Consider the following 15,434-nt stretch of genomic DNA (forward strand, 5'->3'; position numbering starts at 1 on the left):
GAGGGCATTTTGAGAGAGATCAGATTTGAAGTGGTATTTATCATCAAGCTAACGACCGTTTTAGGAAGGAATTCGAGGAAAATGGAACTTATACCCGATTTAACGACCATTTTAGGAAGGAATTCGAAGAAAATGGAACTTATACCGGATTTAAAGACGGTTTTAGGAAGGAATTCGAGGAAAATGGAACTTATACCGGATTTAACGACCGTTTTAGGAAGGAATTCGAGGAAAATGGAACTTATACCGGATTTAACGACCGTTTTAGGAAGGAATTCGAGGAAAATGGAACTTATACCGGATTTAACGACCGTTTTAGGAAGGAATTCGAGGAAAATGGAACTTATACCGGATTTAACGACCGTTTTAGGAAGGAATTCGAGGAAAATGGAACTTATACCGGATTTAACGACCATTTTAGGAAGGAATTCGAAGAAAATGGAACTTATACCGGATTTAACGACCATTTTAGGAAGGAATTCAAGGAAAATGGAACTTATACCCGATTTAACGACCATTTTAGGAAGGATCTCGAACAAAATGGTACTTACACCCGGCTTAACGACCAATTTAGAGAGAATCCCGAACTAAAATGACGTTTATAACAGAATAGAAAGCTCCTGTAGTAAGATTGACTAAGAAAAATCATACCAAATATTTCGGGCATACGCTCTAGCTAATTTGGAAAAAATGGCACATAAAAAAACTACCTTTTTCTCAAAGGAAAAGGTAGTTTTTATCATCCAATAATTATTCGTATAATGCTGCAATTTCCTTTTGTAATTTTTGGTCAGCGACATACTCATCATAGCTCATCTCTTTATCAATAACTTTCTCAGGTGTGATCTCAATTAAACGATTGGCAATACTATTAATAAATTGATGATCATGGGAGGTGAACAAGATAGACCCCTTGAAATTTATTAAGCCATTATTTAAAGAAGTGATCGACTCTAAATCTAAGTGGTTGGTCGGTTCATCTAATACTAGTACATTGGCATTGCTTAGCATCATTTTAGAGAGCATACAGCGAACCTTCTCTCCACCGGATAGGACATTTGCTTTTTTCAATGCTTCTTCTCCTGAGAAAAGCATACGACCTAGGAATCCGCGGAGGAAGGTTTCCGTTTGGTCATCAGGAGAATATTGGCGTAACCAATCTACTAATGTCATGTTGTTCCCTTCAAAAAATGCGGAGTTGTCCTTCGGGAAATAGGATTGGGAAGTCGTTACACCCCATGTAAAGGTCCCTTCATCTGGTTCCATTTCTCCCATCAAGATATCGAACAACACGGATTTAGCAAGTTCGTTGCGTCCAACAAAAGCTACTTTGTCATTTGGTTTTAACGTAAAACTAACATTATTTAGCACTTTTTCTCCATCAATGGTTTTAGAAATTCCTTCAACACGTAGAAGGTCATTTCCAATTTCACGTCCAGCTTGAAAAGCAACATATGGATAACGACGAGAAGAAGGCTTGATATCTTCTAAGGTAATGTTATCCAACATTTTTTTACGGGAGGTTGCTTGCTTTGATTTTGAAGCATTTGCACTAAATCTAGCAATAAAGTTTTGCAATTCTTTGATTTTTTCTTCCTTTTTCTTATTCTGATCTTTTGCCATTTGGAGAGCTAACTGGCTAGATTCATACCAAAAGTCATAATTCCCGACATATAATTCAATTTTTCCATAATCAACATCCGCGATATGGGTACATACCTTATTTAAAAAGTGTCGATCGTGAGATACTACAATGACAGTATTCTCAAAGTTAATGAGAAATTCCTCTAACCATTGGATCGCTTGAATGTCTAAGTGGTTTGTAGGCTCATCCAGTAATAAAATATCTGGATTACCAAATAGAGCTTGTGCCAATAACACTTTAACCTTCTCTGATCCGGTTAATTCAGCCATTTTTTTCGTATGCAAGTCTTCATCTATTCCTAATCCCTTAAGCAAAATAGCAGCATCTGATTCAGCTTCCCAACCGTTCATTTCAGCAAACTCGCCCTCTAACTCTGCTGCTCTCATTCCGTCTTCCTCTGTGAATTCGGCCTTTGCATAAATGGCATCTTTTTCTTTCATTACATCAAACAACCGGGTATGTCCCATGATGACAGTTTGTAACACTTCATATTCCTCATAAGCAAAGTGATCCTGTTTTAATACGGCTAAACGTTCGTCCTTGCCTAAAGAGACATGCCCTGATTGAGGCTCAATCTCACCTGATAGGACCTTTAGAAAGGTAGATTTACCAGCACCATTTGCCCCGATTAATCCATAGCAATTTCCTGCAGTGAATTTAATATTAACATCTTCGAATAATTTTTTATCACCAAAACGTAAACTTACATTTGTCGCTTGTAGCATATTTTCACAATTCCTCCATTATCTCATTTCCTAAAGCAAGCTTAAGCGATTTGTCCTAGGAAGTCAATGAAAGCGGATAGTTGCTCCTCATAGAAAAAGAGACTGGGACAAAAGAGTAATAAAACAGAAGAAATCCGAACATTAATATTTCTGCACTGTAACCGCTCCGTCAAAATACTCCGCTTTTACCCATAGGGCATAAGTCAACATCTGCTCAAGTAAACTTCCGCAGTGTTCCCTTTACAGTGTGGCACGGCGGTCTGCTAACTTTGCAAAGAAACCCGTTTTGCAAAGTGGATCTTCAGCTCGTGCTGTTCCCATAGGAGTCTTTGTATTTTGACTACGCTCAATCAGAAGATTGTTCGGATTCTCATTCACCCTATTTAATTATGTCCCAGCCACTTGCAATTAGTCTCGTTTATTGGTAAAAACTAAAATACCATCAATAAGTAAGCAGATGAATGCAGCCCAGTGTAAAAGCATGCCAAGACCTGGTATGATTCCGAGTGTACTGGCAATAATGCCGACAATCGGTCCCCAAATAGGGGTATGATTATTTTTGGAGATTACAAGTGTAACAATATGATAAATAAGCATAAATAATAGCGGTGTCCAAAGCAATGATAAGATGAAAACTCCACCATAGCCAGGTATTCCTAGGAAAAATTCAAATCCAGCACCGATAAGTTTTAGAACTCCGGAAATAAGCAAGTATATCCCTCCTTTTATAATTAGTCACCAAAATATTTTACCATATACAATATGCAAATCAATGATCTCTGTTGTCTTCTAAAAAAAATACTGCTATATTGCAATCAATAGGATGAGGTGGGAGGAGACGAGATGAAGGAGAAGTTTTTTCATAGTACGTATGGATTTCGATTTAAAGGAGAGCAATTAGAACGGGTTGCAGGTTTACTATCTCTTGGTAAAGAGGTTAGGACAGAGCATAGCTATAGATGGGATGGTCGAGAGCGAAAGGAAAAGGGTGCTATCGTATTTCAATATACATTGAATGGTCAAGGGGCAATAACGATAGGCGACAAGACAACAACCTTAACAAAAGGTCATGCCTTCTTTGTAAAGCTTCCTAGTGACCATTGTTATTATCTTCCAAAGGAATCTGATTTGTGGGAATTTGCATATATCACCTTATATGGACAAGAAGCACAGACTTACTATGAAAAAATTGTTGCAAAGCATGGGCCGATTCTTACATTGCCTACTGATTCTACACCGATCAAGCATATTTTTCGCCTGCTAGAAAAAGCCGAAACAACAGGGATCTCCCAAGGCTATGAAGCTTCTGGATATGCCTATAGCTTCTTAATGGAATGCATGTCGTATTTTGAACATGAAAAAGAAAGGAAAGAGAATCTACCCATTGCTGTAGCAAAAGCAATTACGTTTATGGAAAAAAACTATGCAACTGACATTACACTAGATCATATAGTAGAGGTTTCAGGACTTTCGAAATACCATTTTAATCGACTCTTTAAGCGAACAATGGAAGAACCTCCTATTCAATATTTAGCAAAGATAAGGGTTCACCATGCGATGGAGCTTCTTCAACAAAAAGAATTATCGATGGAAGAAATTGCGAGGGAAGTTGGATATACAAATGGGAATTACTTTAGTAAAGTGTTTAAAAATATTATAGGTGTAACACCAAGTAATTATCGAAACACACAGTCCTACATGCCTGTTGATCGATTGTTTATTGATTATTGAAAGAGCAATATATTACTCATATAAAAAATATTTACGATTGTAATTGCTTTCAAATCCCCTTAATATGAATGTATGCGATAGTAACATAACGCAATTTATTGCGGATATTGAGGAGGATGAATATGTCAAAAATCACCTTTTTAGGTGCTGGTAGTACGGTTTTTGCAAAGAATGTACTAGGGGACTGTATGACAGTAGAAGCATTACAGGATTTTGAATTCGCTTTATTTGATATTGATCATCAACGTTTGGAAGATTCAGAAATGATGTTAACCAATTTAAAGAAGAATGTAAATTCGACTGTAAAAATTAAAGCATATAAGGATAGAAAAGAAGCGCTTCGAGGAGCAAAATATGTGATTAATGCGATACAAGTAGGTGGCTATGATCCGTGTACAATTACCGACTTTGAAGTACCAAAAACATATAGCTTACGTCAAACTATTGCAGATACGATTGGTATTGGTGGGATTTTCCGAAATTTAAGAACAATTCCTGTCATGCAGGAATTTGCCCACGACATGAAAGAGGTTTGTCCAGATGCGTGGTTTTTAAATTATACGAATCCAATGGCCGTCTTAACAAACATTATGCTAGAAGAAGGCATTAAGACAGTAGGCCTATGTCATAGTGTTCAAGTATGTGCTAGTCATCTGTTGGATTCACTCGAAATGTCTAAAGAGAATATCCAATGGAAAATAGCTGGGATTAATCATATGGCATGGTTACTAGAAATTACGCAAAACGGGAAGGATTTATATCCAGAAATCAAAAAACGAGCCAAGCAAAAACAAAAGGAGAAGCATGACGATATGGTACGTTTTGAGCTAATGGATAAGTTTGGCTATTATGTTACGGAATCCTCAGAACATAATGCAGAATACCATCCATATTTTATTAAAAGCCAATATCCTGAACTCATTGAAAAATATAATATACCTTTAGACGAATATCCTAGGCGTTGTGTCAATCAGATAGAAGGCTGGAAAAAAATGAGGGACGACCTCGTTCATGATAAAAATCTGCAACATGAGCGTTCTCATGAATATGGCTCTTACATTATTGAAGCAATGGAAACAGATAAGCCGTTTAAGATCGGTGGTAATGTACGCAATACAGGTAGATTAATCAGTAATTTACCAGAAAACGCGGTTGTGGAGGTTCCTTGTCTTGTTGATGCCAATGGCGTAACACCAACTTATGTAGGTGATTTGCCAGAGCAGCTTGCTGCCTTAAATCGCACCAATATTAATACACAATTACTTACAATGGAAGCTGCACTAACTAGAAAAAAAGAGAAAATCTATCAAGCGGCAATGTTAGACCCACATACTGCTGCAGAATTATCGATAGATGATATTATCGCATTATGTGATGATTTGATTGCAGCACATGGAGATTGGCTACCAACCTATCACTAATAGTTAAGGAGTATAGACATGACCATTACATTCAATGAACAAACGAGAGAATTTCATTTACAAACAAAAAATTCAAGCTATATTTTTAACATATTAGAAAATGATCAGCTTGGTCACTTGTATTATGGTAAAAAAATTCGTCATAAATCCTCTTTTGAGCATCTATTGATAAAGGGAAATCGCCCAAATACACCATATCTACAAGAAGGAGATATGACATTTACACTAGAGCAGACGAAACAAGAATACCCTGCTTATGGGACGACCGATTTTAGAGAGCCTGCTTTTCAAATTTTGCAGGAGAATGGTAGCAGAATAACTAATTTTCAATATCAAGGCAACAAAATCTATCACGGTAAGCCAAAGCTAGAAGGTTTACCAGCTACGTATGCAGAAGCAAATGATAAAGTAGAAACAGTAGAAATTACTTTATATGATCATGTAATAGATACAGAGCTAATCCTTCTCTATTCTGTTTTTGAAGAGCATGATGCCATTACAAGAAGTGTGAGATTTCTCAATAAAGGAAATCAGAAGTTAAACCTCACCAGAGTTATGAGTGCTAACGTAGATCTCTTCGATGCAGAGTATGAAATGATGCAACTGTCAGGTGCATGGGCTAGGGAAAGACATGTTAAAACAAGAAAGCTTCAAACAGGTGTACAAAATATCTCAAGTACCCGTGGGGCAAGCAGTGGACATCAGAATCCATTTCTTGCATTGAAGCGGCCTGAAACAACGGAATTTCAAGGAGAGGTATATGGCTTTAGCTTCGTGTATAGTGGGAACTTTTTAGCACAGGTAGAGGTTGACTATCTAGATGTCGCTCGTGTAAGCATGGGGATTCATCCATTTGATTTTAATTGGCTGCTTGAATCTGGAGAAAGTTTTCAAGCACCAGAGGTTGTCATGGTTTATTCTAATCAAGGATTAAATGGGATGAGTCAAAGCTATCATCAATTGTATCAATCACGTCTAGCACGTGGAAAATGGCGTGATCAGCCTCGCCCTATTTTAACTAACAATTGGGAAGGGACTTACTTTCATTTTAATGAAGACAAGATCCTGGAAATGGCCAAACAATCAAAGGATTTAGGTGTTGAATTATTTGTTTTAGATGACGGTTGGTTTGGCAAACGGGATGATGACACCACTTCATTAGGTGATTGGTTTGTAGATTATTCCAAGCTACCTAATGGAATCACTGGATTAGCAGAAAAGGTCACCGCATTAGGGATGGATTTTGGACTTTGGTTTGAACCGGAAATGGTCTCAAAAATAAGTAAGCTTTATGAGAAACATCCAGATTGGATTATTCATGTGCCTGATAGAAGTCAATCCCACGGCAGAAATCAGTATGTCTTAGATTTTTCCAGAAAAGAAGTGGTGGACGCCATATATGAAATGATGGCAACCATTTTACGAGATGCGCCTATCTCTTATGTCAAGTGGGATATGAATCGCTATATGACTGAAATAGGCTCAGCTTCCTTAGCTGCTGACCGTCAACAAGAGGTTCCACATCGCTATATATTAGGTGTTTATGATCTGTATGAAAGATTGACAACAGAATTTCCAGATATTTTATTTGAATCCTGTGCAAGTGGTGGATGTCGTTTTGACCCAGGAATTCTATATTATGCACCACAGGGCTGGACAAGTGATGATACAGATGCAGTAGAACGTTTGAAAATTCAGTATGGTACATCCTTTGTTTATCCAATTAGTTCAATGGGTGCCCACGTATCAGCTGTGCCCAATCATCAGGTTGGCCGAATTACTAGTATGGAGACCCGAGCAAATGTAGCCTATTTCGGAGCATTTGGCTATGAACTGGATGTGACCGAAATGTCAGAAGGAGAAAAGGAAACGATGAAGGAGCAAATTAGCTTCTTCAAAGAACATCGCGAATTATTTCAATTCGGAACCTTTTACAGAATCCATAGTCCCTTCTCTGGAAATGGAAATCGCACAAGCTGGATGGTTGTTTCAGAGGATAAAGAAAGGGCGGTTGTTGGCGATTATCATATATTATGTGAGCCAAACGCCAGCTATAAACGTTTGTTATTAAAAGGCTTAGATCCTAATGCTTCCTATAAGATAGAAGGATATGAAGGTAGTTATAATGGTGACGAGCTCATGGAGATTGGTATCCAGCTAGATCATGAACGATTTAGAGGGCATAGAGGAGACCACTATGTTCCAAGGGATTTCTATTCACGCCTATTTGTATTAACTCGTTGCTAAACGTGATGGATAGCATTCGAACGAAATAATAAGCCTTCGGAAAATGGATTGTTCGGGGGCTTATTTTTTTCGTTAGGAAACTATAAAATTTTTGCAGGAAGTAAGGCGATGAAGAGAAAATGTTGAAGTCCAAAGTATAAGAAAAGCTAACGCATCCGCTAAAGGATGACCGAATGCGAGTTATTCTAATGTATTATTTAACTAGGTGTCTCATAAATATAGCATTCCTTCATAATTATATAAAAAGCTTGTCTAGATGGAGGAATAGTATGGTGAAGAGAATCATCATTTGTGTTGTTTTGCTGGGGATGTTAGGCTATGCGGTTTTTTCTTTTATAACGGATGGAGAAAATGAGGCTAGAAACCAAGAGGAACAACAAGAGTTTGGCTTAGAAGTAGGGAAGGTTGCCCCCGATTTTGAACTGCAAACGATGAAGGGCGAATTTGTCCAGCTATCCGATTACCGCGATGAGATAGTTATGTTGAATTTTTGGGCAACATGGTGCGTGCCGTGTCAAAGGGAAATGCCTGACCTTGAGAAGTTATACCAAAATACGGACATCAAAATACTTGCGGTTAACCTAATCGAAACGGAGACCAAATATGATGATATATTAAATTTTGCAGAAGACAATAGTTTAACCTTTCCAATTTTATTAGATAATGGTGAACAGGCAACCGATTTATATCATATTCTTTCCGTTCCAACTACTTATCTTATCGATGAAAAAGGAGTTATTCAATATCGCGCCTTCGGACAAATAGATTATGACACCATGCTGAAAGAATATAAAAAAGTAAAGGGAAGTTCTTAACAGATGGAAAGGAGATTGCACAGGCGATCTCTTTTCTTTTTTGGTATATAATGAAAGAAGAATAATGAAAAGGATGGATTGGATGAAAAAATATATTTTTCTACTTTTGACTGTAGCAATAATAATGGTTGTTTTCGTTATAAATAATACCCATGCACAACAAGACCCTAATGTAATATATGTAGCAATTAATGGAGATGATCATAATCCTGGAACAAAAACAGAGCCTTATCAATCACTCGATAAAGCTGCCTCAGAGGCGGAACCTGGAACAACTGTCTTGATACGAGAAGGCACCTACCATGAGAAACTCAAGATTCAACATAGTGGAACAGAAGAAAATCCCATTACTTTTAAGCCATACGAGCAGGAAAAGGTTGTCCTTAGTGGCAAAGACATCAAAGATATAGAAGAAGATACATCGATGGTGACGATAAAGGATAAAAGCTATGTTACCATAAGTGGATTAACCATTCAGGACTTGCAGACAGACTCTACAGCAACCGTTATCGGCATTTACGTAACTGGCTCCAGTAGTCATATTACCTTAGAGAATAATCATGTAAGACGTATCGAAACAAATGCCGAGGATGGAAATGCCCATGGAATAGCGGTATACGGAACAGAGGCCATGACAGATATAAATATTTTGAAAAACAAAGTGGAGGAGCTTAAGCTCGGCTCAAGTGAATCTGTCGTACTTAATGGAAATATTGATGGTTTTACGGTCGAGGATAATCTAGTTCGCCGTAATGACAATATTGGAATTGATTTAATTGGTCATGAAGGAACTGCAAATGATCCAGAAGCGGACTATGTAAGAAATGGTGTCGTAAAAAATAATGAAATATATGAGATATCGTCTTATGGTAATCCAGCTTATGGAGAAGATTATAGTGCTGGCGGAATTTATGTGGATGGTGGAAAAAATATTACGATAGAGCAAAACACGATTTATCAAAGTGATATCGGTATTGAAGCAACCTCTGAACATGCAAATCAATATGCGGATAATATTCGTATTATAAACAATATCGTGTATGAAAATTTTTACACTGGGATATCGATTGGCGGTTATGATAAGCTACGAGGAGGAACTATTCATTCAACCATCACCGGTAATGTCCTCTATCGAAATGATACGAAGGGTCTAGGCGGGGGACAACTTCAATTACAACATGATACGAAGAACAATGTGATCGAGAAAAATATCTTGACCGCTGGACCATCACGGATATTTATCGCTAACTATTTTTCTACTAATGAAGATAATCAGCTTATAAAAAATGTGTTTCATAAGGAAGAAGGAAAAGATGGGATCTGGATATGGAAGGAGCAAGAATACATCTCTTTTGCTGCCTTTCAAAAGGCTTCTAATAGTGATGAAAACTCCGCTTACTTGGACCCAATGTTCGTAGATGAAGAGCAATATGATTTCAGGCTAGAGGAAGATTCACCTGCAAGAAGAATTATCGAATAAGTTTTATAATAGGTAAGTAAGAAGAAAGGAAGTATTCAACGATGAGTAAAACGGTAGTAATTGCAGAAAAGCCTTCTGTTGGTCGTGATATCGCACGTGTTTTAAAATGCAATAAAAAGGCGAACGGCTATATGGAAGGAACCCAATATATTGTTACATGGGCACTTGGCCATTTAGTGACATTAGCTGATCCAGAGGCATATGATCAAAAATATAAAACATGGAAGCAAGAAGATTTACCAATGCTCCCAGATCGACTAAAGCTAGTCGTTATTAAAAAGACTGGCAAACAATTTCAAACAGTAAAATCACAACTTATCCGTAAAGATGTGAAAGATATAGTTATTGCAACAGATGCTGGTCGTGAAGGAGAGCTAGTAGCACGTTGGATTTTGGATAAGGTGCGAGTAAATAAGCCTATCAAAAGATTATGGATTTCCTCTGTTACCGACCAAGCGATCAAACAGGGCTTTCAACAGCTCAAACCAGCAAAACAATATGATAATTTATACCATTCTGCTGTAGCAAGATCGGAAGCCGATTGGTATGTTGGACTTAATGCGACACGAGCATTGACAACAAAGTTTAATGCTCAATTATCAAGTGGTCGTGTTCAAACACCGACACTTGCAATGATCGCAACAAGAGAAGCAGAAATTAAGCAATTCAAACCACAAACTTTTTATCAATTAAAAGCAAAAACCGATGACGGTATTACTCTAACATGGAAAAATCCAAATGGAGAGTCAAGAATTTTTAATGAAGACAAGGCCAAGGGTCTTCTTGAAAAATTGAAAAATAATGATTTGAATGTAAAAAAATTAGAGAAAAAGCAGAAAAAAACGTATGCGCCGACATTATATGATTTAACCGATCTACAACGAGATGCCAATCGTATTTTTGGCTTTTCAGGTAAGCAAACATTGTCCATTATGCAGAAGCTATATGAGCAGCATAAAGTCCTAACATATCCAAGGACGGATTCTAAATATATCTCAACAGATATTGTGCCAACATTAAAAGAGCGTGTGGCAAGCTGTGGTATAGGTCCATATAGTGTCGTAGCTACTAGAATTAAAAAACATCCGATTAAAGCAAATAAGTCTTTTGTGGATAATCAGAAGGTATCTGATCACCATGCGATTATTCCAACAGAAGAACCAGTCTACTTGTCCAAGCTCAATGATCAGGAGCAGAAGATTTATGATATAGTGATTAAACGTTTTTTAGCTGTATTGCTACCGCCTTTTCAATATGAGCATATTCAATTAACAGCAGAGATAGCTGGAGAAACCTTTACAGCAAGCGGGAAAAATGTGATCAATCAAGGTTTTAAAGCAGTATATGATCATAAGGAGGAAGACCAAGAAGATGATCAACTTATTGCGAATTTCTCGGATAATCATGTATGGAAGAAGCCGAAACTCACTCTTACACATGGTGAAACTAAACCACCGGAACGTTTAACAGAGGGTACATTACTACATGCAATGGAGAATCCAGCAAAATTTTTACAAAAAGATGAAAAACATGCATCCAAAACATTAAAGGCAACAGGTGGTCTAGGAACAGTTGCCACAAGAGCAGATATCATTGAGAAGCTGTTCAATACCTTTTATATCGAGAAAAAGGGAAAATATCTCTATCTAACCTCTAAAGGTAAGCAGATATTACAGCTAGTTCCAAGCGATTTACGCTCACCATTATTAACTGCAGAGTGGGAAGACAAGCTTGCCCAAATTGCCAATGGGAAGCTAAAAAAGGATGCCTTTATTCAAGAAATTAAGTCCTATACAAAGGAAATAGTCCAACAAGTGAAGTCAAGTGATGCGAAGTATAAGCATGATAATATGACAGGGACGAGATGTCCGAACTGTGGAAAGCTCATGCTTGAGGTTAACGGAAAAAATGGACGCATGTTAGTTTGCCAGGATCGTGAATGTGGAGAACGCAAGATGATTGCGAAGAAGACAAATGCAAGATGTCCAAATTGCCATAAACGAATGGAGCTCCGTGGAAAAGGCGATGCCCAAACCTTCTCCTGTGTATGTGGCTACCATGAAAAACTGCAAGCATTCCAGAAAAGAAAAAATAAGCACGGTCAGAATAAAGCAACGAAACGAGATGTTAACAAATATTTAAAAAAACAGGATGATGGATTTGCGAATACAGCACTTGCAGATGCATTGGCAAAATTGAAAGATAAATAAAAAAAGTGGAGAGAAAGGAAAAATCCGAACGTTAATACTTCTGCACGGAAACTGCTCGGTCAAAATACTTTGCTTTTACCAATAGGGCATAAGTCAACATCTACTCAAGTAAACTTTAGCAGTGTTTCCTTTACAGTGGCCACGGCGATCTGCTAACTTTGCAAAGTGGATCTTCAGCTCGTGCTATTCCTACAGGAGTCTACGTTATTTTGACTACGCTCAGTCAGAAGATTGTTCGGATTATCATTCTCTCTATTTAGTTTTGTCCCTCTTCTTATTTGAAAATATGATCTATTTGATCAATTTCTGTTTGTGTAAGCTTCACATCTAAAGTATTTAAGTTATTTTTTACTTGTTCTACTCGTTTTGCTCCAGGTATAATAGCATCAATACTATCACGCGTTAAATACCATGCAAGAACTATGTGTGCAATCTCCGTTCCTTTTGCTTCAGCTAACGGTCGTAATTCCTCTACCTTTTTCAAATTCGCTTTGAACGCTTCTCCTTGAAATAGAGGATCATTGGCACGTAAATCATCGAAAGTGGTGTTCTCATCATATCTTCCGCCTAGTAGACCGGACGCTAGTGGGAAGTATGGGACAAAGGATATCTGATTTTCTGCTGTGTAAGGAAGTAATTCTTTTTCAGCTTGACGCTTAAAAAGGTTATATTCTGATTGCAATACATCAACATATCCATCACGATTAGCATCCTTAAGTTGTTCGATAGAAAAATTGGAAACACCAATACTGCGAATTTTTCCTTGATCCTTTAATTCCTTTAACGCACCGACGGCTTCAGCTTTAGGTGTATCTTCATCAGGAAAATGGATATAAAAGAGATCGATATAATCCGTTTGGAGTCGATTTAAAGCATCATCGACAGAAGCTTTAAGAAACGCAGGAGAATTATTAAGTTTTGTCTCATCTTTTACGATTTCGTGTGCTGCTTTTGTTGCCACAACAAAATCTTCTCGGTGTCCATGCTCTTTTATCACCTGACCAATTAATTCCTCTGAACGCTTAGGGCCATAGATAAAAGCAGTATCGATAAAATTCATGCCATTTCGAATGGCTTCTCTCACAACCTCTTTTCCTTGTTCTTCATCTAGGTTGGGATAAAGGTTATGACCACCTACTGCATTTGCACCTAAACCAATCGGGTTAACATATAAATTGGATTTTCCTAATTGAACCTTTTTTGTCATAGATCACCACTCCTTTTTAAATCTACGACTATATTATCAAAGCAATTATTAGAAGAAAATAAAATTGCTTGAATGATAAGGATAAAAAAAGCATAACGTTATACTGTACAGTTTTTTTCCTATCCATTATAATAGCAATGAGGTGATGATATTGGGAAGGTATATAAAATAGGAGAATTATCTAAAATATCAAATGTATCAAAACGTACCATAGATTATTACACGAAGATGGGTTTGTTAGAATGTGTAAGATCGGATGCGAATTACCGACTTTATAAAGAGACAGCAATGGAAGATCTTCAATTTATTGAAAAGTGTAAACAATTGCATCTGCCATTAGAACAAATCAAGCAAAAACAAAAATTACTTAAAAACAATGAAATGGCCACTGAGGACATTTTAGCTCAAGTAGAACAACTCAAGATGAAAATGAAATTCTTGAAGCTTGAATTGGAAGAGATGTATGAAATAATAGATAACATCGGTGATGAAAATATGAAAATGAAAACAAACATTCAGTCACATTCATCCGATTTAATGAGAACATTAGTCTTATTTTCAAATTAACTTATGTAATCGATGTTAACCGCTTACATAAAATTTTTAATAGGAGAGTGGATTTTTTTGGACGATATACCCCTGAGTTCGATTATTTTATTGACGACATTAATCTTCATGTCAGCTTTCTTTTCTTCAGCAGAAACTGCTTTTTCAAGTGTGAACAAAATTAGACTCAAAAACCTTGCAGACGAGGGCCGTGCTGGAAGTAAAAAGGCACTGCATATGGCAAGCCATTTCGACAATACTCTATCTACTATTCTAGTTGGGAATAATATTGTCAATATTGCAGCTTCCAGTATATCTGCAACGATAGCTAATGAGGTATTTGGAGGGAATTTAGCATTAGTGATCAGTACAGTACTGATGACAATACTTATCCTCATATTCGGTGAAATATTACCAAAATCATTAGCAAAAGAGCATGCTGAGACCTATTCCTTGACGATATCTGGCATTCTATACTTTTTAATTAAATTGTTGACACCTGTTAATTTCTTATTTTCACGGTTAAAATTACTCATATCCAAGCTTTTTGCGAAGGGAGATCCACTTCCTTCTGTAACGGAAGAAGAGATTAAGGTAATGCTAGATATAAGTGAGGAAGAAGGAGTTATAGATAAAGAAGAAAGGCGATTACTCCATCGGTCAATGGATTTTGATGACACGATTGCTGGAGAAATACTGACACCTAGAATTGACATGATTGCCATTAATGTGGATCAATCGATAGAAGAAATTAAAAATATTTTCTTCAAGGAGCGTTTCTCACGTATTCCTGTTTATGAAGAAAGTATTGATAATATTATAGGTATCTTATCGGAAAAAGAATTTCTAACTCATTTAGTAAAATATCATGATGTCAATATTAGAGAATTATTAAGAGAGCCTCTTTTTGTAGTGGAATCTGTGAAGATTTCTTCTGTTTTACCACAGCTACAAAAGGAAAAGGTGCACATGGCGATCGTATTAGACGAATTCGGTGGGACAGCTGGGCTCGTAACTCTGGAAGATGTTCTAGAAGAAATTGTTGGGGAAATCTGGGATGAGCAGGATGAGAAGGTTCACTCTATTATTCGAGTCAATGAAAATGTGTACAAATTCGATGCACAATACCAATTAACCGATTTTGCTGAATCGCTTAAAGTCCCAACACCCGAAAGTTCCTATCACACAATTGGTGGTTGGGTTATTGAGAATCTGGAAGCAGTCCCGAAAAAAGGAGATACCTTTGAATACGAAAACCTAAAGGTAAGTGTAGAGGAAGTAACGAATAGAAGGGTTCGCAAAGTGAAGATCGAAATCCTCGAAAATCAAAAGGAAGCAAGTAGTACGTTTGTAGAAAACAACTATCTGGAAGGAATACAGTAAATGAAAGAGGCTGGGACAAAACCC

At 37.1% G+C, this 15,434-nt stretch carries 12 protein-coding genes; 9 read left to right on the plus strand and 3 right to left on the minus strand.

Going from position 1 to position 15,434, the window contains the following annotated elements; genetic code table 11:
* Positions 1-9: 9 nt before the first annotated feature.
* Positions 10-591, plus strand: a complete 582-nt coding sequence (locus ACZ5R4_RS15760; RefSeq protein WP_464367601.1) for a hypothetical protein — start codon at positions 10-12, stop codon at positions 589-591.
* 159 nt (positions 592-750) lie between these two features.
* Here the strand turns inward: ACZ5R4_RS15760 and ACZ5R4_RS15765 are convergent, their stop codons facing one another.
* Complete coding sequence (locus tag ACZ5R4_RS15765; protein WP_109985469.1) at positions 751-2,370, minus strand: ABC-F family ATP-binding cassette domain-containing protein; 1,620 nt, start codon at positions 2,368-2,370, stop codon at positions 751-753.
* A gap of 408 nt (positions 2,371-2,778) precedes the next feature.
* Positions 2,779-3,081 carry a hypothetical protein gene (locus ACZ5R4_RS15770; protein WP_054788593.1) on the minus strand — a complete coding sequence of 101 codons (303 nt, stop codon included), beginning with the start codon at positions 3,079-3,081 and terminating at the stop codon, positions 2,779-2,781.
* 132 nt (positions 3,082-3,213) lie between these two features.
* Between ACZ5R4_RS15770 and ACZ5R4_RS15775 the strand changes: the two genes are divergently transcribed.
* From ACZ5R4_RS15775 to ACZ5R4_RS15800, 6 genes are all read left to right on the plus strand, one after another.
* Positions 3,214-4,101, plus strand: a complete 888-nt coding sequence (locus ACZ5R4_RS15775) for a helix-turn-helix domain-containing protein (protein ID WP_464367602.1) — start codon at positions 3,214-3,216, stop codon at positions 4,099-4,101.
* A gap of 122 nt (positions 4,102-4,223) precedes the next feature.
* Positions 4,224-5,522, plus strand: coding sequence for an alpha-glucosidase/alpha-galactosidase (gene melA / locus ACZ5R4_RS15780; protein ID WP_109985467.1), 1,299 nt, complete (start codon positions 4,224-4,226; stop codon positions 5,520-5,522).
* An 18-nt stretch (positions 5,523-5,540) separates the two neighbouring features.
* Positions 5,541-7,769: an alpha-galactosidase gene (locus ACZ5R4_RS15785; RefSeq protein WP_464367603.1), complete on the plus strand. Its 2,229-nt coding sequence runs from the start codon at positions 5,541-5,543 to the stop codon at positions 7,767-7,769.
* A gap of 269 nt (positions 7,770-8,038) precedes the next feature.
* Entirely contained in the window at positions 8,039-8,584 is a 546-nt protein-coding gene (locus ACZ5R4_RS15790; RefSeq protein WP_245902381.1) for a TlpA family protein disulfide reductase, read from the plus strand.
* A gap of 82 nt (positions 8,585-8,666) precedes the next feature.
* Positions 8,667-10,064, plus strand: coding sequence for a DUF1565 domain-containing protein (locus ACZ5R4_RS15795; RefSeq protein WP_109985465.1), 1,398 nt, complete (start codon positions 8,667-8,669; stop codon positions 10,062-10,064).
* A 41-nt stretch (positions 10,065-10,105) separates the two neighbouring features.
* Positions 10,106-12,274 carry a DNA topoisomerase 3 gene (locus tag ACZ5R4_RS15800; protein ID WP_054861658.1) on the plus strand — a complete coding sequence of 723 codons (2,169 nt, stop codon included), beginning with the start codon at positions 10,106-10,108 and terminating at the stop codon, positions 12,272-12,274.
* 274 nt (positions 12,275-12,548) lie between these two features.
* On the opposite strand, the gene ACZ5R4_RS15805 is transcribed toward ACZ5R4_RS15800, so the two are convergent.
* On the minus strand, positions 12,549-13,481 hold the full coding sequence (locus tag ACZ5R4_RS15805; RefSeq protein ID WP_054861659.1) for an aldo/keto reductase: 933 nt from the start codon (positions 13,479-13,481) through the stop codon (positions 12,549-12,551).
* 168 nt (positions 13,482-13,649) lie between these two features.
* On the opposite strand from ACZ5R4_RS15805, the gene ACZ5R4_RS15810 reads away from it, so the two are divergent.
* A complete protein-coding gene (locus tag ACZ5R4_RS15810) occupies positions 13,650-14,048 on the plus strand; it encodes a MerR family transcriptional regulator (protein ID WP_277679528.1) in 399 nt (132 codons plus the stop codon).
* 57 nt (positions 14,049-14,105) lie between these two features.
* A complete protein-coding gene (locus ACZ5R4_RS15815) occupies positions 14,106-15,410 on the plus strand; it encodes a hemolysin family protein (protein ID WP_464367604.1) in 1,305 nt (434 codons plus the stop codon).
* Positions 15,411-15,434 lie beyond the last annotated feature (24 nt).

This window comes from Gracilibacillus sp. JCM 18860, from assembly GCF_055395245.1.